Here is an 18,215-nt window from a genome sequence, read left to right on the forward strand (position 1 = left end):
CGAAGCGTTTTCGGGGCCGGAGCATGAGCACCGTCAGGTGCGAACGGAGCAGGAGAAATCCTCAGGCTTCGATTCCGGAGCTGGAGAAACCCAAAGGGTTCCGGGCCGGGAGCATGAGCACCGTTAGGTGCGAGGGGCTGACGGGGAGTGCGATGTTCCGGCAGGAACGGAGCATGATAAGCCGTTTGGCTTTGAGGGGGTTTGTCCCCTCCCCTGTCTCTATCGCGTAAGGCTCTATCGAAAGCCCCCACCCGAAGGTCTTCGAGGGGAGCGGGGAGGGGGTCTCCCCCTCCCCGCAGGTGGGTACCCATACAGCTCTCTGTCCCAGGACAGAGCAACCTCGAGATCTTCGCGGCAACGCGAGAGGTACCAACCTGACGAAAATTAAGGTGCAATGCTCCAGTAGTGAGCCACTGAGGCTCCCGTGGTTATATCACCGCGGCAACCGCAAAGACCGCGAGCGCGACGAACATCCCGGTCCGCAGGATCGACGTCGCCCGGGACTCCCGGACACACCCCGGTGTCGTGCATGAAAGGCCCCGGGAGGCCCCGAAGAGGATGACGGCATCCACAACCGCAATGGCGGCGAGGTAGAAGGGGCTCCACCAGTCGCCGACGGGGAGGACGCTCGCCGCGACGGCGCCGCAGGCGCAGGCGAACGCGAGTATTCCCGTCCGCCGGACGCCGATGATCATGGGAAGCGTGTGTGCGCCTCCCGCCGCATCCCCGTCCACGTCCTCTGCATCCTTCAAGATCTCCCGTGCTATGGTGGCAAGGAACGTGATCGCCGCGAGCGAGAGGTTCTGGACGAGCCCCCCGACGCCCGCGAACGCTCCGCCGAAGAGGAAGACGCTGGCAGCCAGGTAGGCGACGGCCAGGTTGCCGAGGACCGGGATCCCCTTCAGCCGGGTGGCGTATGCGATGAGAATGATCGAGTTGGCGAGGGCGATCGCGAAGCAGAGCGTCGTCGTCAGCGCGGCGAGCGCGATTCCGCCGGCAAAGAGCGCCGCCGTATACGCCCCTGCACCGGCAAGGCTGATCTCTCCTGCCGGTATGGGCCGCTCGGGCCGGTTGATCCGGTCAATCTCGACGTCGCAGATGTCGTTGATCACGTTCCCGCCGGCAGTGATGAGCGCGACGACCGCGGCGAGCAGGAGCGACGGCGGCGTGAGGGTGCCCGTGGCGATAAGGTACCCGACGAGCGCGGTAAGGCCGGCAACGACGGCGTTGTGCGGGCGGGTGATCCTGACGAAGGCGGAAGCGCTCATTCTCGAAGGGTTAGGTTCTCAGGCGGACGATAAATAACCCGATGGTCTATCAGGATGGGATTTGGAAAAACGACGGGCTTGGGGGGATTTGAACCCCCGACATTCAGCTTAGGAGGCTGACGCCATGTCCGGACTAGGCCACAAGCCCATACTATCGGAGTAAAAGTATTACTCATGAGAAGGTATAAGGGTATCGAGCATCCACCTTTTCCGGAAGCATGGATGTTGTTGCGGTTACGGAAGGAAAAACCCGGTTCTTCGTGCCCATACAGGATCCTCACCTCCAGTTCCCGCCGGGAAGCGGTCCGGTCTTTTATAACTCGCGCATGGAGTTGAACCGTGACGCTACCATCCTCCTGCTCTCCGTCCTCCGGCCGGAGGGTTATCTCGACGCAATGGGGGCATCCGGCGTCCGGGGGCTCCGGGTGGCGCACGAAGTCGGTATACCGGTGACGATCAACGACCGTAACGTCAAGGCGGTCGATCTGATCCGGCAGAACGTAGAGACGCTGGGTCTTGCCGCCGAGGTCACCAGGGAAGATGCAAACGCGCTGATGAGCGCAAGAAGGTTCGATGCGGTCGACCTCGACCCCTTCGGGACGCCGGCACCGTTCGTCGATTCCGCGGCACGGAGCGCTGTGAAGTATCTCTTCGTCACCGCCACCGACACCGCGCCCCTCTGCGGGGCGCACCTGAAAGCCGGCATGCGCCGCTACTTCTCCCGTCCCCGGAACACCGAGTATCACGCCGAGGTCGGCCTCCGGACGCTACTCGGGTTTGTTGCACGCGAGGTGATCAAGTACGACCGTGGCTTCGAGCCCCTCTTCTGCTACGCGCACGAACACTTTCACCGCCTGCACCTCCGTATCCGGTACGGGGCAGCGGCGGCCGACCGGACGCTTGCGCGGATAGGCTACGTGATGCAGTGTCCGCACTGCCTCTATCGTTCGGAGAGGACCGGGATGCTCCCGGAACCCGAGGCGTGCCCCCTCTGCGGCGCAGACCTCGTCCCGGTCGGCCCGCTCTGGACAGGGAGGATAGAGGACGACGCGACGCTCTCTCTGATGCAGGAGGCATTACCGGGGGTCACGGCCGGGACCGGGGCGCGGATCGCGCGGCTGCTCGATACCTGCCGTCAGGAGCTGGAGACCTCAAGCCACTACGACTACCACATTATTGCAAAAGCGTTGCGGGTCTCTCCCGGCGGGATCGGGACTGTCATCGAGCGGTTACACACGCTCGGCTACCAGGCGAGCCGCGCGCACTACTCAGGGACCGCCCTCAAGACCGACGCGCCGCTCCCGGTCCTCGAAAGCGTGATCAGCGGCGGGTGACGACGGTGAGGATGTCCTGGTCCTCGAGTTTGTGAGTGAGGCCGACGCGCTGCGCGTCGTGCTTGGCCGAGTTCCCCCAGACCTTTGCGTACCGGAACTTGTCCGCGAAGTCCCGGTGAAGGCGGTTGCAGACGTCCTCAACCGTCGCCGGGCTCCGGATGATCAGCGGCTCGTCCATATCCGCGGGGCCGCCGACCGGTTTTAAGTAGACCCGCATGAACCCCAGGTTATCGAATATGGCGTCTTTGAGGTCTTCGATGCGGTAGCCGCTGTGCGCCGACACCATGATCGGGGCTTCGTCGAACCGTTCGGTCAGTTCTCCCTCGATCTCCGTCCGCGTCTTCTGGTCGACCAGGTCCACCTTGTTGACCGCGATGAACGCAGGGACGTAGACCCGGTTGCCGATCATCGCGTCGATGAAGTCGTCCTGGGTGACGCCGTTGCGGATCAGGACATCGGCATTGACGATCTTGTTCTCTGCGAGGATTGCGCGGATATCCTCGAGATCGAGGTCGACGGCGCCGACGGTGTTCAGCCTGATACCGCCGCATCCCGCCTTCTTTATGGTGATATCGGGTTTTGGCCGGTTGATCCGAATGCCGGCGTCGTGGAGCTCGCGGAGAAGGACATCCACGTGCTTCTCGTTGAAGACGTCGACCAGGACCAGGATCAGGTCGGCGCTCCGGACAACGGCGATCACCTCTTTCCCGCGGCCCTTGCCCATAGCCGCACCGGCGATCAGGCCGGGGATATCCAGGATCTGGATCTTTGCGCCCCGGTGCTCCATTGCGCCCGGGATGACGGAGACGGTCGTGAAAGCATAGGCAGCCGTCTCGCTGATATCCGAGCCGGTGAGCCTGTTGAGCAGCGTACTTTTTCCAACTGACGGGAAGCCGACCAGGACGACGGTGGCGTCTCCCGACTTCTTCACGGAGTAACCTTCGCCCCCCCCGGAGGAGGCCATGGCCCGGGCTACCGCTTCATCACGAATTTTTGCAATTTTTGCCTTGAGGCGGCCGATGTGCTTGGAGGTCGCCTTGTTGTACGGGGTATTCTTGAGCTCGTCCTCAAGTTCTCGTATCTGCTCTTCGACACTGCTCATTGCTGCCGGTACAGATATGTGTGGCAGCTACTTATTGATGTCTATGATGGAAATCATCGTGCCGGGAGGAAATTTGAGCCAGGAAATGACTCCGATTGCCGGGTTAGCGGCAGGACCGGAGGGTGGGGGACATGAGAAAGACTTAAATAAAAATGTATCTAACTATTTAGAGCACGTTGGTGCGCGCTGCTATAGTGTAGACCGGCCAATCATGCAGGACTCTCACTCCTGCGACTGGGGTTCGAATCCCCATAGCAGCATTCCGTTTTTCCAGACTTCACTTCCGAGACATTCCCATGGACCAATCCCCCGACCAAGACGTTAAAACTCAGCGATATCTTGGCGATAAGGGCCTGATCATTCTGATCGCTCTCCTCTCCGCCTTCGTCCCGCTCTCGACCGACCTCTACCTCCCCGCCCTTCCCGGCATGGGGGATTACTTCGGCGTCTCCGCGACCCTCACCAACCTGACCCTGATCCTCTTCTTCATCTTCTTCAGCCTCGGCCTCCTCTTCTGGGGGCCGCTCTCCGATAAATACGGCCGCAGACCCGTCCTGCTCGCGGGGCTCGCCCTCTACATCGCCGCAAGTCTCGGGTGCGCCGCGTCGGGAGCGATCTGGCATCTGATCGTCTTCCGCATCCTTCAGGCCGCCGGGGGGAGCGCGGCCTCCGCGGTCGCGACCGCGATGGTAAAAGACGTCTACGACGGGAGAAAGCGTGAGTCGGTCCTCGCGCTCGTCCAGTCGATGGTCGTCATCTCGCCCGCCGTCGCCCCGGTCCTCGGCGCGTTCATGCTCCCCTACACATCGTGGCGGGGCCTCTTCGTGGCACTCGCTCTCATCGGGGTCGTCTCGATGGCCGGCGGTCTTCTCCTCCAGGAGACCATTCCCTCTCGGTATGCCGGCACCGTGGCGCAGTCCGTTCGCCGGCTCGGCGTCGTGCTCAAAAACCCCGGCTTCACCTCGCTCCTCATCGTCTTCTCGCTCGTGAGCACCGCATCGCTTGCGTTCGTCTCCGCCTCGTCGTACATCTACCAGGAGGGGTTCGGGCTCTCGGAGCAGGGGTACAGCCTCTACTTTGCCATCAATGCCGTCGCCCTGATTGCGGGCCCGCTCCTCTACCTCCGGCTCTCCCGGAACTTCAGCCGCAGGGCAATCGTCGGGGCCGGGTTTGCCGTCATGATTGCGGCAGGCCTGATCGTCTGCTTCTTCTGGAACCTGGGGCCTCTCATCTTTGCCCTCGCTCTCTTCCCGGCGTCCTTGATGGGGAGCGCTGTGCGCCCGCCGGGTGCATTCCTGATGCTCGACCAGCAGAAGGAGGACACCGGCTCTGCCGCCGCCCTGATCAACTGCTCAAGCCTCGTCTTCGGCAGCGCCGGGATGGTCCTCGTCTTCCTCGGCGGAAGCAGCCTTGCTTTTGCCCTCGGCGCGATCAACGTGGCCGTCGGGGCGGTGTGCCTCGCAGGGTGGGCGGCGATCGGGAGAAGGGAGGTGGTGAGGTGCTGAAGGGAGGCGTCCTTCGCGGCTCCCGAGTTATCCTGGTTTGATATCCTCGGATGAGCCCTCAGAATATCCCCACTGCTGAAGGCATCTCGGTCATCGCAGCTCCCGGGACGGCAGAGCCTCTGTAGGAGGACCGATTCCGGAGAAGATTGCCAAAAAAGCAACTGGCAAAATTAATGCCGCGTGAAGCCGAGTTTCTGAAAGGGGTTTTTCATGGGCCGGGATATTGATAAACAGTTCTCCAGTTGCTTGAAGCGATAGCAAAGCGTGAGAATACAACCGTTGAGATGCTGGGAAATACATTTGCATCTAAGGAGATCGAGAACAGAAGGACGTTTTACCGTCCAGATCTTTCCCAAACTCTGTGCGTGTGATATCTACCAGGAACAGAGAGCCACGGTTGCAGGAAACCTCCTCAAGATGCTCTCCCATACGGGAAACGTCCCCATCACCGAACTGGACCAGGTAGGCCTCGATCTCAGGAAGATGGACCTCTTCGAGGTTTTCATCCGCCTCTTCGCAAAGAACCTGCTGACTACGATAAAGAACTCGCTGAGAAGAGAGTACATCCGGAGCTCAGATGAACTCCATGTAATCCGGGGGCGGATAGACTTCCGGCACCACATAAACCCTGCTCGCATGCATATCATTCCCTGCCGGTATCACGAGCTCTCGGCCGACAGTCTCCTGAACCGAACCTTCAAGTATACCTGTTATCTGATGTCGAGGACAGCCTCTGACTTTACGACGATCCGGCTGCTCGGCGCGATCGTCAACCTCCTCGAGCCGGTGACGCTGACACCGATCTGCGTAGCAGAGATCGATCGCATCGCATACTCCCGTCTCAACCGCATCTTCGAGCCCTATATCCGGATGTGCAGGATATTCCTCTCGAACTCTTCCCTCACCCTGCAGGCTTCAGAAGTCGAATCATTCTCTCTGCTGATCCCGATGGAGAGGCTGTTTGAAGAGTTTATCGGTACAGTCCTTGCAGAAGACCCGGCCTACTTCTTCGGGCGGAATGTGCCGGTCAGATCGCAGGCAACCGTGGGCAGGCTTGCCAGGGATGCGAACGGGGCTGAACTCTTCAGCATGAGGCCGGATATCATCGTCGGGTGCCCGCAGATCGAGGCCGTCATCGATACCAAGTATAAGCAGCTGGACACGGCCGATCGGAAAGCAGGCATCTTACAGGCAGATCTCTATCAGATGTATGCATATGCAGCGAAGACAAACGCCAGGAGATGTATGCTCCTCTATCCGGAAGTACTCCTCAAGCAGAAGCAGGACTTCTTCCTCACAGTGCGCTCTCTGGAGGGGATGGACGTGGACATTTTGCTCATGATCCGGGCTATCCGACTCTCCCACGACCTCAACCGTCGGGAGGGATGGGAAGCGTTCCATAGCGAAATCCGGGAGATTGTCAGGCCCCTTATCGCGAAGCAGAATCCCCTGGCGACAGGGGGAGCGGCAGAGCTAACGCATAGGTGTAATCACCTTGCCATGAGCATGCCCGTAAAGCGGAAATGACGCCGCTACATCACATCGCTGTGCTGTAAGGGGTCAATAGACAGCAGCCCCCGTCAGGGCGGGGTAGTTGACTCGCTAACGGTATCAGTTCTCCGCTTGCGGTGCCGGCTCCCGGACGGACAGCACAAAGATCCCGCAGACTGCTGTAGCGATCAGGAAACTCACGAAGAATCCCGGGCCAAACCCGGCGGCGGCAACAATGATCCCGGTAATCAGGGGCCCTGCCGAGTGCCCGATGTCCATGATCGACGACAACGCCCCCATCGAGGCCCCCATCTGCTCTTTTTCTGCAACGTCTGCGACGTATGCACTGGTCGCAACCGTAGAGAGCGACATACCCAGAGCGAGAAGGGAACTTATGAGGAGAAACGTCGTAAACGTCGATGCAAACGGGATAACGGCAACCGAGCCCCCCAGGATGAAGAGTCCTACGACGATCTGGAGACGTTTGTCGACCTGGTCGGCGAGCCTGCCGAAGACTGGTTTCGACACCGCGATGATCAGCGTCTGGGCAGCGAATAGGATCCCCGCCTGGTACGCACCCATCCCCCGGGAGAGCAAGACGAGCGGCAGGAACGTCTCGAACGCCCCGAAGGCAAAGTAGGTCGCCATATCCACGAGTGCCGTTGCCCGCAGTCTCCGGTTCGTGAAGAACGTTACAAAGCTTCTGCGAAACGCCGAGAACGGGAGGACCTTCAGGGGGCCCGGAGTATCCTCCCGGTAGAGCAGGATCAGGATAACTGCCGGCACTGCGGCAATCGCCGCAGTGAGGTAGACCATCCGATAAGGGATAATTCCGGGGTAAACGATGAAGAACGATATGATAGCCCCGCCGACGAGCGGGGCAAGGGTCCTCCCGATCAGCGTTGCGGAAGAATACTGCCCGAGCACCTCCCCCTTCTTCCCGGGAAACCGTACTGCAATCATCGCAGCGATCACCGGCCCGAGGATTGCGGTTGCCATCCCGTGGAAGAACCGGACCGGGATCAGCCAGAGCGGGTCGGTGATGAAGAGGTAGAGCAGAGGCGCCGAGAGGAATACCGCTCCGGATGCGATGAGCAGCCTCCTCTTCCCCAGGTGATCCGAGAGGACCCCCACCGGGAACGAGAAGAGGATACCGGCGAGCGGGGAGACTGCCGCAACGAGACCGATGACCGCATCGCCGGCACCCAGGGCCTGAGAGAAGAGGGGCAGCACCGGGTTCTTCGAGATGGTCGTCGAGAAGATTGCAAAGAACCCGATCAGAAAGAGACCGTACATTGCGTCCGGTGCGGAATGGTGCCCGACCATGGTTCTTATCGCTGGAGATCTCTTCCGCGAGCGGGCTTATACGTTGCGATTGACGGGGAAGGGTCTCTGCATGACCTTCCGGACAGCACACCCCTGCAAGAATCGGGCACGATATCCCATCTCCCGGACGGCGGTTTTTCAGCGAAGATCCCGGCCCCCGCGGCCGGGCATCCACGGGAGAGACCTCACGCAGGACACACGAATGGCGGATTTATCTCAATGGTCCAGGCAATTCCGCCAAAATCTGCTGAGATCCGGCACCTTCTGGCGGTATTTATCATGTTGAATCATTACAAAACCTATAAAGCACATATGAGACCACGCTTTACAGTTCATTCCGACCTACTGGTTTTGCTTTCCCGGAAACGGCCCATCGTTCAGGGAACATGAACTCGCAGGATCATAAAGACACCTGAGTAGAGATACTCAAAGACATGAGGAGACAACCATGGTCAAAAGAATGCTGAGTGAATTCGAGTCGTACGATCTCCTGAAACAGTACGGTGTACCAGTACCCGAACATGCCATCGTCAAGACCCCTGCCGAAGCGGGCAAAGTGGCGGAGAAGATAGGTTTTCCGGTCGTTATGAAGATCCACTCGCCACAGATCGTCCACAAGAGCGACGCCGGTGGTGTTATCGTCAGCATATCGTCAAAACAGTCCGCGGAAGAGGCGTTCAATAAGATTGTCGCGAACGCGAAGGCGTATAACCCCGATGCCGAGATCAAGGGCGCCATCGTCGAGCAGCAGGCGGCACCGGGGCTTGAGCTCATCATCGGGGGGAAGACCGATCCGGCGTTCGGGAAGGTGCTCACCTTCGGTATGGGGGGGACGCTCGTCGAACTGATGAAAGACGTCACCCTGCGTATCCTCCCCGTCACTGAAGAGACGATACGGGAGATGATCCGGGAGATTAACGGATACCCGATAATCAAGGGCTACCGGGGATCGAAACCGAGGGACGAAGAGACGCTTGTTCAGGTAATTTGGGCGATCAACCGCTTTTTTTCCGAGAACACCAACATCGTCGAGTTCGATATCAACCCGGTCAGGCTCTACGAGTCCGGCGCCTGCATCGTCGACGCCCGGATCTTCGTCGACGACGAAGCCGTCGAAAAGGTAGCCAAAGAGCGACCGTTCGTGCCGATCGAGTATTTCACACCCCGTTCCATAGCGGTTATCGGCGCGTCCTCCGAACCCAAGAAGATGGGATACGCCGTGATGCACAACCTCCTTCACTTCCCGGGGCAGCTCTACCCGGTGAACAACAAGCGCCCGGAGGTCCAGGGGCTCAAAGCCTACACCTCCATCCTTGAGATCCCGAACCCCGTCGATATGGCGGTCATCACCGTCCCGGCAAAACACGTTCCGAGCGTGATCGAGGAGTGCGGTCAGAAAGGAGTCTCCATGGCGATCATCATAACGGCCGGGTTCAAGGAGATGGGCGAGGGAGGAAAAGCCCTCGAAGAACGGGTCCTCGCGATCGCAAAGGGCTACGGGACGCGGATCGTGGGACCGAACTGCCTCGGGTTGATCGTCCCCCCGAAGGGCATCGACACCACCTACGTCCACGAGTCCCCGAAACCCGGCAACATCGCCTTCATCTCCCAGAGCGGCGCCATCGTCAACACGGTCGTGGACTGGAGCATCAGGCAGGACATCGGTTTTTCCGCCGTCGTCTCGGTGGGCAACCAGGCGGACCTCAATTTCATCGACTTCCTCAGGTTCGTGGAGCGTGACCCCAAGACCAAGGGCATCATCCTCTACATCGAGGAGATCCAGGATGGCAAGACCTTCATGAAGGTGGCGAGCGAGGTCGCAAAGACCAAACCCATCGTGGCGATCAAGTCCGGTTCGTCCGAGAAAGGACAGGCGGCGGCCTCGTCCCATACCGGTTCGCTCTCGGGCTCCTACGACGTCTACATGGAGGCGTTCCGCGAGTCCGGCGTGATTCCCGTCCACACCCTGACCGGCACGTTCCAGGTCGCAGAGATGCTCTCGCTCCCGAAGGGCTACCCCCGCGGCAAGCGGGCGGTCGTGATCACGAATGCCGGCGGGTTCGCCGTGCTTTCCTCCGACTACGCCGAACGCTACGGCATCGATCTGATCACCCTGCCGCCGAAGGTCTTGAAGGAACTCAACGAGATCCTGCCCGATTTCTGGAACAAGAACAACCCGATCGACCTCCTCGGCGACGCCAACGAAAAGCGATTCGAGCAGGTATTCAGCGTCCTCGCCAGGCACCAGGACTGCTGGGACATCGCGTTCGTCGTCGGGTTCCCCAACCTCGTCATCGGCTCCGAGCAGCTCGCAAACCAGATCATCGGGTTCTCAGGAAATACCGAGAACATGATCGTCTCAACGCTCCTCGGCGGCGGGTCCATGGACCGGGGCCGCAAGATCCTCAGAGAGAACGGCATCCCGCTCTTCGATGAACTCGACTTCACCTTCCGGGTGATGGGAAGAATCCTCTGGCAGAGATTCCGGTAAGGCTTCTCCCGGGACGAACACCTTTTTTAGCCGGCGGTCATTCCCCGCCCTCACCGGGCACCACTCGCCCATCCCTCCGCCAGACCACCAGGAACGACGAGAGGACGACCAGAGTGTAACTGGCCCAGAAGAGCGGAATGGCCGTACCTGAACCCGATCCCCCGGAGGCGAGCCGCACGATGCCGACAGTCATCGATACCAGAACGGCCGCGATCACGATGAGGACCGGTGCTATCCGGACCCGGGCGGACCCCGACGCCACCTTCGGCGTCACGACGAACGGCAGCTGCTTTCCCGAGACGGCGTACCATATCCCCCGGGCGTAGACGAAGGCGAGCGTGTTGAAGATCGCCTGCGAGAGAGCGAGGTCACGCAGGGAGTACTGCCGTTCGCGGATGCTGATGATGACCTGGATCGCGATCACCACGGCGAGCACCACGGCAAAGACCGGGGGGAGCCAGACAGGCAGGATCGGGACACCGAAGATCAGCGTGGCGACGGGGAGAAGAAAGAGCACCACGTTCACCCCGCCGAGCAGGTAGATCGAGACGGTCACGATGAACTCAAGCCACTGTACCGGGGCCATGCTCCCGGGGTGCATCACGAGTTGCCGGAGGATGGTCCCGAGGAGCCTGGTGTTGCCGTATGCCCAGCGGAGTTGCTGCGTGAAGTACGCGGCGAGGTTCGGCGGCGCGATGCCTTCCGCGTAGACGACGTCGAGAAATACTCCCCGGCGTCCGCAGAGGTGGAAGAGGAAGGACGTGGCGATGTCCTCGGCGATGCTCATCTCGTCCATTCCCCCGATGGCAACAAGGTGGCTCACCCGGAAGATGCAGTTTGAGCCCGTCAGCATGGCGGTGTCGTTGGCGGAGAGCCCCCTGCAGACGTGTTTGTTGTAGATATGCTGCTGGTACGAGAACGTGACACTTATCGAGTCATTCCGCTCCGACCGGAAGAACTGGGGGGTCTGGATGAAGGAGACGGAGGGGTCGGCATCGAGGACCGGGATGAGGTCAGCCAGGATCGCCGGCTTCACCTTCTGATCGGCGTCGATGACCATGAGGTAGGGTGTATCGGCGCCGAGGAGGGAGACGGCATGGTTGATCGCCCCGGCCTTAAACCCCCCCCTATGGTTGCGGTGGACGTAGCGGAGGCGGTACCGGCGACAGATATCCTGCATCGATACGCGTTTCTTCTCATCCGTGGAGTCGTCAAGAAGGAAGATGCTGACGTCCGGATAGGCAATCGCCGTGCATGCCCGAGCACAGGCCTCGACCACATCGGGCTCTTCGTTGTAGACAGGGATGAAGACTGCAACGCGAGGGAGGAGTCCGTCGGATCGTTGTGGCGCTATGGGATGTCCAGAGTAGGCGTAGAGCGAACGGAGGAGGTGATCGGCGTAACTCACGAACTGGATCACCCCGAACGCGGTGACAACGACCAGGAAGGCCGAGAGGAGTCTCGCAACAAGTCCCCATTCCGCTCCGGCGAGGATGAGGTGCAGGTCCCGGAGGAGGACGAACGCGAGCAGCGCCATGAGCGTGGCGGTAAAGAGCGAGATACGTGTTGCCGTCTTCATGGAGGGTCCACCGTTGTCCGGATAAGCACGCGTGCGTACGACGCCTTCGCGGTTGTACGGAGATCCGGTCATGACCGGGGTACCGGGGCGAGGTTCCTGGCGCGCGATGCGGTTCAGGTAGCATCCATCATACCGGTGCATTTAAAGGTTGTGGCGAGAGGTGCGCCGGGGGTTTCGGAGCGGTCCTTTCAGGTGGGTCTTCAGGCTGTCGGGAATAATCGTCGAAATACTCGTGCTCAAGCCGGATCTCCGGGCATGATAGGGTTGGGTCGTATCCGGGCACCCGAACCGCACACGTCGGGCAGAGACGCGGGAGAGCGCTCTGCCGTATGACCGCCGGCCGCCGTAACTATGAAATAGATTGCTTTCCTTCTGACAACTGATAACTATGGCTGCACAGAAGATGGCAACGACGCCGTTGAAGAAGTATGAACTGCCGCCCCTGCCCTATGCGCCCGACGCTCTCGAGCCGCACATCTCAAAAGAGCAACTTTCCCTCCACCACGACAAGCACCACCAGGCATACGTGACCGGGGCGAACGCGAACCTTGAGAAGCTGGAGAAGGCACGGCAGGAAGGCGCCGAGCTCGACATGAAAGCACTGTTAAAGGAACTCTCCTTCAACATAGGCGGTCATGTCCTGCACACCCTTTTCTGGCCGACCATGGCACCGGGAGGCAAGGGCGGCGGCGGAACCCCGACCGGTGCCCTTGCAGAAAGGATTGACCGGGAATGGGGTTCCTTCGACCGGTTCAAGGCCGAGTTCACAAAGACCGCCGCGAGCACCGAGGGGTCCGGCTGGGCGGCGCTGGCCTACGACGCCATGACGGACCGCCTGGCGATCATGCAGGTCGAGAAGCACAACAACAACGTCTACCCTTCGTTCCCGCTCCTGATGGTGCTCGATGTCTGGGAGCACGCCTACTACGTCGATTACAAGAACAACCGGGCCGGGTTCATCGACGCGTTCTGGAACGTCGTGAACTGGGATGTCGTGAGCAAGAGACTGGAAAACCTCTAACCTTTTTTTCCCTCCACGAGCCCGCACCCGGCTTCTCACTAAAGATGCCTCCGGGGCAGTCACCGTTTCTCTATACCGGGCGGGTCGGGGGAGGAAGCGTCGCGTCGGGGGGAGAGGTGGCTCTCTCACTGCATCTATCACAATCTTTATGTGGTCCCCTTCGGATCGTAGTCAAACGTCGTTGTCAATAAAGGGGGGGACCAATGAACCGATACTGCAGGCCGTATACCGCCATCCTTAGATATCCGGGCTCTTCAAGGGGAGGGCCGACCGGTAGCCCTCATGTACGGGCAGCAGGGGCCAGAGACCCCTGCACCTCATCATGTCATACTCCGGACCCGTTTTCATGGGTAGATCTGGCCGGCGCAGGGATCGACCATGCTCAGTAAAGCTCTCCCGGCAGACGAGCGGATCCGGGACGCGATCACAGCGGGGGCGATACGTCACCTGCTGCGCGAAGAGGACCCACGGCTCCGGAACTTCCAGCTCTGCAACGCATGCGGCTCCTGCACGCCCTACTGCACGGCACAGATCAACGATCCCGGGACGGAGAGAGACTGGGGATACCTTGCACGGAAGGTGACCGCCGCCCTCCAGGCAGGTAGGTGCCCGGATATCGACCTCTCCGACTGCGTCCAGTGCTATTCCTGTGAGACTGCCTGCCCACGATCCGTCAGCATCGGTGGGATCATCAACGCGGTATACGAGGCGGAGCATGCGCAGCCGCTCTTTAGAAAAATGCTCCTCGACCGGGGGTGCCTCCCCCCTCCCGCCTTCCTCCCGCTGTACACCGGCAGGGGCCGGTTCAGGAAGTTCGTCGCAAAGGCCGCCCTGCGCCCGTCCCCGGTGGATGCGAGGGCCGTCGACGAGGTCCGGAAGATGCTGCTCCACCCCGTCCGGGCATCGACGTTCTCCCATCCAGGCGGGCACGTGCCAGAACGGCCCTCCGCCCCCCCGGATCGAGTCGTTCACCTCACCTCCTGCTGCGCCTTCAACTACCCGGGCTCCGACCTCTCGCAACGGGCGATCCTCACCTCGCTCGGGATCCGGTATGAGACCTCCGGGATGCAGACCTGTTGCGGGGGAGCGCCTCATTACATGGGCAGCGCAGGGTTTGCGGACCGGCTGCTCCTCACCGCCCGGAACCTCAGTGTCTTCCAGGATACGCCCGGAGCGGGCGACGAGATCGCTATCACCGGGATATGCCCGACCTGCAGCGACTCGTATGCGTCCACACTGAAGCTGCTCTCCGGGAACGGGAACAGAGCGGCGGTGAACGAGGTGCTGGGCCGGATCGGACGGCATGTGGGCGATCCGGGGGTCTTCCGGGTCGCAAACATACTCGACCTCTACCCTCTCTATCTTGACGAACTCCGGCGGCTCGTCGAGACGCGGCTATCGAGGCTGCGCGTCGGGGTGCACGTCAGCTGCCACTACCGGAAGATGAACGGCAGCCTCGCCGTCCCGCCGGGGCTGCGGGACCTTGCGGCGGTCACCGGGGCGAAGGTCGTCAGGAGCGAGATGGAGCACTACTGCTGCGGCGGGGTCAAGAACCTCTTCGACCGGCACCTGACGTTCCCTGTCGAGGGACTCTCCCGATTAAACCAGATGGTCTACCAGGACTTCGTGCAGCAGCATCTGGACGTGATGGTCGTCGACTGCCCGGGGTGCGAGCTGGTCTACGACCACATGGGGGTGCCGGTACTTCATATTACCGAGCTCCTCGCGCTCTCGCTGGGTGCCGACCCCCGGGAGACGGTCCGTATCCAGGGCCACCTGACATCGCTCAAACCGGCACTCGGCCGGATCGGGCTTTTGTAACCCCCGGCAACGGTGAGCAGAGGGGCGCCGGCCCCCGGTGCTCTCCCTCCGCCGCACGGAGAGCATGCAGCCTCCAGAAGGACGAGAGGTGCGCATACATTGGCCCACCAGAACCACCGGCAATCCGGCTTTAAGAGGGTTATTACCGCAAATCTCTTATCTACAGGAATATGAGTTTGTTTACATAATTTCCACCGAATAATATTCTTGAGGGGCAAATTCATATGAGCATTGTAGATTCGGTGTCTACTCAACCGGAAGAGACGTTTCAGATCCTCGACGAGCCGGGTGTGGGCATCTTTGTGCTCAATCGGGATATGCAGGTGACCTGGGTAAACGCTTACGCCAGGGAGATCCTCTCGGCCAACGAGGATGAACTCCTGGGATCCGATATCTGCCAGGTCCTCGATACTCACCTGATGCCGCTCGTAGACGAGGAGGAAGAGACAGGGAAACTCCTCGCCGCGGTTGGTGCCGGAGACGAGGTGCCCTGCCTCGACCTCCGGGTGCAGGACGGCCAGGGAGAGGCACGCCGCTACGTCTACTCTAGTCGGCGGCTGAACCGGGAGCCGTTCGCAGGGATGTGGGTGCTCCGGATACGGGACGTCACCGGCAGGAAAACGAGCGAGCGGCTGCTCTCCGCAAACAGACAACTTCATATCCTTAACCAGATCATGGGGGTATCCGCATCGTCCCTCTCGCTCGACGAGCTGCTTGAGGCGTCCCTCTCAAAGACGCTGGACCTGATCGGCTTCGATATCGGGCTGACCTGCCTCCTGAACCCGGAGAGGACGCTCGCGCTGACGCGCTACCACCACGCCGTCCCGGCGGAGTTCCTCGCCCGAAACAGGGCGATAAAAGTCCACCACTGGCCCTGGAACTTCGTCTTTATTGCCGGGCAGCCGCGCTATCTTGAACTCTGCAGCGAGCCGGGCACGATCGAGCGAGATATCCTTGCATCGCTCGGGGTCGCCACCCTTGCCTGCATCCCTATCCTTGCGGAGTCAGTCGTGGTCGGCGCGCTCTTTCTCGGGAGCAGGGAAAGAGATAGACTGCAGGATGAGGAGCGCCGCCTTCTTGAGTCAATCGGGAACGAGATCGGCTCGGGGGTCCTCCGGAGCATGCTCCACAAGCGGCTGGAGGCAGCCCACCGCGAGACGAACCTCTACCTCGACATCATGACCCACGACATCAAGAACGCGGGGAACGTCGCGAGCCTCTACTGCGACCTCTTGCTCGACATGCTCGAAGGAGACGCCGCAACATACGCGAAGAAACTCAAGGAGAGCGTCAGGAAGAGCACGGGCATCCTCCAGAACGTCTCGACGATCCGCCGCATCCACCAGGAGCCGCCCGAACTCGCACCGGTCCACCTCGGCCACGTCATCAGGGCCGGGCTCGACCGCACCCCGGACACGAGCGTCTCGTTTGAGGGGGCGTCGGCCGAGGTCTGGGCCGACGACCTGCTCCCTGAGATCTTTACGAACCTCATCGGGAACGCCGTTCAGTTCGGCGGACCGGAGGTCGGGATCACGATCCGGGTGGAGGACTCTCCCGAAGAGGACCAGATGGTAGTGGTCTCGGTGGAGGATACCGGCCCCGGCATCCCCGACGGGATGAAAGAAGCCGTCTTTGACCGGTTCAACCGGGGCTACGGAGAAGGGCTCGGCCTCTATATCGTCGGGATGCTCGTTACGCGCTACGGCGGCAGGGTCTGGGTTGAAGACCGGCTCCGCGGGCGGCCGGACGAAGGGGCGTCGTTCCGTTTCACGCTGCGCGAGGTGGTCCGCACGGGGACCGACGAGACGGCGTGAAGGTGTTCTTCACGCTGCTGCCGCTGCAGCCTGCCTACCCCTGAGCCCTGTGGTATAGCGGCGCGCCCAGGCGTACCCGAACACCGCACCGACCGCGTTGCCCGCCGCGACCCCCCACCAGACGCCGGAGAGGCCGAACCCGAGTTCGATCGCAAAGACCCAGACGAAGAGGGCCGAGAGGACGACGGTCTGCAGGACCGTGATCGTGAGCGACCGTGCGCCGAGCCCCGTCCCCTGGAAGAACGACGCCGAAACGAACCCGAACCCGATCATCGGGTAGACCAGGCTCATCACCCGGAGGTAGGTTGTCAGTTCCAGGGTTATCCCGGCACCGTCGCCCGGCGCCGCAAAGAGTGCGGCGATCTGGGGGGCGAAGACGAACATCCCCACCGCGAGGCCGAGCCCGATGAAGACCCCGAGCCTGACGGCGTAGAGGAGGGCGGACTCCATCCGGGCATACGCCCGGGCGCCGTAGGTGGCGCCGGTGACCGCGACCACTGCCGAGGATATGGCGAGGATGGGGGTTAAGCCGATGCTCACGATCCGCCACCCGGTCGAGTAGACCGCGACGCCGTCCGTGCTCGATATCAGGACGATGACGCCGTTCAAGACCAGAGTCATCAGGGCAAGCGAGAGCTGCTCGACGGCGGCAGGGAAGCCGACCCGCAGGATGTCGCGGGTGGCCCCGGCGTCGGGGACGAACTCCCTGAGGTGAAGGGAGACATAGGTATCCCGCTTCACGAAGAGCCAGTAGACCATCGGGACGGCGGCGATGACCTCGGCGATGATCGTCGCCCAGGCTGCGCCGCCGATCCCCAGATGAAGGGTGTAGATCAGGATCGGGTCGAGGACGACGTTTGCCACTGCTCCGAGCGCCATGGCGTACATCGCCCGTTTTGCGTCCCCTTCCCCGTGCATGAGCGCGTAGGCGATCTCGCCGAAGAGGAGGGCGAACGTCCCGAGGAAGAGGATCCGGGCGTACTCGGTGGCAAGGCCGGCGGCACTCCCCGCCCCCATCAGGACGAAGATCTCTTCGGCGAAGAGGGAGAGCGGGATGGTGACGGCGACGGCGAGGACGGTCATCAGGAGGATCGTGTGCATCGCGACGCTGCTCGCGCCGGGCCGGTTGCGGGCGCCGATCATCCGGGAGAGCGCCGCTTCACCGCCGGTGCCGAGGCCGGTCGCTAACCCGATGGTTATGATGGTAAGCGGGAATGAGAACCCGACGGCGGCAAGAGCATCTGCACCGAGGCCCGAGACCCAGAACGCGTCGACGGCGTTGTAGAGGGTCATGAGGGTCATCGCGACCATCATCGGCAGGGAGAGCCGGATGATAGCGGTCTTCGGATCGGCGAGGAGGAGTTTTGTTCCTTCTGTCTCGTTCTGGTTACTACTTGATGGTGTGTCTTCTTCTGAGTCGCTGGTTGGCATACATATCGCCTGCTGGCGTGCCCACGCCGCGG

The 18,215-nt window shown here is 61.4% G+C and carries 12 protein-coding genes and 2 tRNA genes; 8 read left to right on the plus strand and 6 right to left on the minus strand.

The genetic code is table 11. The features are described from left to right. Positions 1-428: 428 nt before the first annotated feature. Both PLN84_RS02390 and PLN84_RS02395 read right to left on the minus strand, forming a co-directional pair. Positions 429-1,268, minus strand: coding sequence for a geranylgeranylglycerol-phosphate geranylgeranyltransferase (locus PLN84_RS02390; protein WP_292384715.1), 840 nt, complete (start codon positions 1,266-1,268; stop codon positions 429-431). Positions 1,269-1,341: 73 nt separating this feature from the next. Further along, a tRNA-Arg gene (locus tag PLN84_RS02395) sits at positions 1,342-1,416 on the minus strand. A 70-nt stretch (positions 1,417-1,486) separates the two neighbouring features. Between PLN84_RS02395 and PLN84_RS02400 the strand changes: the two genes are divergently transcribed. After that, positions 1,487-2,602 (plus strand): tRNA (guanine(10)-N(2))-dimethyltransferase, encoded by a 1,116-nt coding sequence (locus PLN84_RS02400; protein WP_292384716.1) that lies wholly within the window; start codon positions 1,487-1,489, stop codon positions 2,600-2,602. Here PLN84_RS02400 and PLN84_RS02405 read toward each other — a convergent pair. Beyond that, on the minus strand, positions 2,589-3,704 hold the full coding sequence (locus PLN84_RS02405) for a GTP-binding protein (protein ID WP_292384718.1): 1,116 nt from the start codon (positions 3,702-3,704) through the stop codon (positions 2,589-2,591). The two genes, PLN84_RS02400 and PLN84_RS02405, sit on opposite strands and share 14 nt — an antisense overlap. 185 nt (positions 3,705-3,889) lie before the next feature. Here PLN84_RS02405 and PLN84_RS02410 point away from each other — a divergent pair. From PLN84_RS02410 to PLN84_RS02420, 3 genes are all read left to right on the plus strand, one after another. Further along, a tRNA-Glu gene (locus PLN84_RS02410) sits at positions 3,890-3,964 on the plus strand. Positions 3,965-4,000: 36 nt separating this feature from the next. After that, positions 4,001-5,209: a multidrug effflux MFS transporter gene (locus tag PLN84_RS02415; protein WP_292384720.1), complete on the plus strand. Its 1,209-nt coding sequence runs from the start codon at positions 4,001-4,003 to the stop codon at positions 5,207-5,209. A gap of 264 nt (positions 5,210-5,473) precedes the next feature. Further along, a complete protein-coding gene (locus PLN84_RS02420) occupies positions 5,474-6,736 on the plus strand; it encodes a hypothetical protein (protein WP_292384722.1) in 1,263 nt (420 codons plus the stop codon). 84 nt (positions 6,737-6,820) lie between these two features. On the opposite strand, the gene PLN84_RS02425 is transcribed toward PLN84_RS02420, so the two are convergent. Then, positions 6,821-7,996 (minus strand): MFS transporter, encoded by a 1,176-nt coding sequence (locus PLN84_RS02425; protein WP_292558611.1) that lies wholly within the window; start codon positions 7,994-7,996, stop codon positions 6,821-6,823. Between the two features lie 478 nt (positions 7,997-8,474). Between PLN84_RS02425 and PLN84_RS02430 the strand changes: the two genes are divergently transcribed. After that, positions 8,475-10,517, plus strand: coding sequence for an acetate--CoA ligase family protein (locus PLN84_RS02430; protein WP_292384738.1), 2,043 nt, complete (start codon positions 8,475-8,477; stop codon positions 10,515-10,517). A 37-nt stretch (positions 10,518-10,554) separates the two neighbouring features. Here PLN84_RS02430 and PLN84_RS02435 read toward each other — a convergent pair whose 3' ends face one another. Then, on the minus strand, positions 10,555-12,096 hold the full coding sequence (locus PLN84_RS02435) for a cellulose synthase catalytic subunit (RefSeq protein ID WP_292384740.1): 1,542 nt from the start codon (positions 12,094-12,096) through the stop codon (positions 10,555-10,557). A 388-nt stretch (positions 12,097-12,484) separates the two neighbouring features. Here PLN84_RS02435 and PLN84_RS02440 point away from each other — a divergent pair, with 388 nt between their 5' ends. The 3 genes from PLN84_RS02440 (at position 12,485) to PLN84_RS02450 (ending at position 16,752) form a co-directional block, all read left to right on the plus strand. Continuing rightward, positions 12,485-13,117, plus strand: coding sequence for a superoxide dismutase (locus tag PLN84_RS02440; RefSeq protein WP_292384742.1), 633 nt, complete (start codon positions 12,485-12,487; stop codon positions 13,115-13,117). Positions 13,118-13,495: 378 nt separating this feature from the next. Continuing rightward, a complete protein-coding gene (locus PLN84_RS02445) occupies positions 13,496-14,938 on the plus strand; it encodes a heterodisulfide reductase-related iron-sulfur binding cluster (RefSeq protein ID WP_292384744.1) in 1,443 nt (480 codons plus the stop codon). Between the two features lie 242 nt (positions 14,939-15,180). Beyond that, positions 15,181-16,752: a PAS domain-containing sensor histidine kinase gene (locus tag PLN84_RS02450; RefSeq protein ID WP_299952656.1), complete on the plus strand. Its 1,572-nt coding sequence runs from the start codon at positions 15,181-15,183 to the stop codon at positions 16,750-16,752. Positions 16,753-16,761: 9 nt separating this feature from the next. Here PLN84_RS02450 and PLN84_RS02455 read toward each other — a convergent pair whose 3' ends face one another. After that, positions 16,762-18,183 (minus strand): MATE family efflux transporter, encoded by a 1,422-nt coding sequence (locus PLN84_RS02455; protein ID WP_292384748.1) that lies wholly within the window; start codon positions 18,181-18,183, stop codon positions 16,762-16,764. Between the last annotated feature and the right edge of the window lie 32 nt (positions 18,184-18,215).

This window comes from Methanoculleus sp. (genome assembly GCF_035363275.1).
GTDB lineage: Archaea > Halobacteriota > Methanomicrobia > Methanomicrobiales > Methanoculleaceae > Methanoculleus.

Bases quoted from the DNA above. Each gene is read 5' to 3' on its own strand.
- PLN84_RS02400 (WP_292384716.1), top strand. From the start codon at position 1,487: ATGGATGTTGTTGCGGTTACGGAAGGAAAAACCCGGTTCTTCGTGCCC.
- PLN84_RS02405 (WP_292384718.1), bottom strand. From the start codon at position 3,704: ATGAGCAGTGTCGAAGAGCAGATACGAGAACTTGAGGACGAGCTCAAG.
- PLN84_RS02440 (WP_292384742.1), top strand. From the start codon at position 12,485: ATGGCTGCACAGAAGATGGCAACGACGCCGTTGAAGAAGTATGAACTG.
- PLN84_RS02430 (WP_292384738.1), top strand. From the start codon at position 8,475: ATGGTCAAAAGAATGCTGAGTGAATTCGAGTCGTACGATCTCCTGAAA.
- PLN84_RS02445 (WP_292384744.1), top strand. From the start codon at position 13,496: ATGCTCAGTAAAGCTCTCCCGGCAGACGAGCGGATCCGGGACGCGATC.
- PLN84_RS02425 (WP_292558611.1), bottom strand. From the start codon at position 7,996: ATGTACGGTCTCTTTCTGATCGGGTTCTTTGCAATCTTCTCGACGACC.
- PLN84_RS02455 (WP_292384748.1), bottom strand. From the start codon at position 18,183: ATGCCAACCAGCGACTCAGAAGAAGACACACCATCAAGTAGTAACCAG.
- PLN84_RS02390 (WP_292384715.1), bottom strand. From the start codon at position 1,268: ATGAGCGCTTCCGCCTTCGTCAGGATCACCCGCCCGCACAACGCCGTC.
- PLN84_RS02435 (WP_292384740.1), bottom strand. From the start codon at position 12,096: ATGAAGACGGCAACACGTATCTCGCTCTTTACCGCCACGCTCATGGCG.
- PLN84_RS02415 (WP_292384720.1), top strand. From the start codon at position 4,001: ATGGACCAATCCCCCGACCAAGACGTTAAAACTCAGCGATATCTTGGC.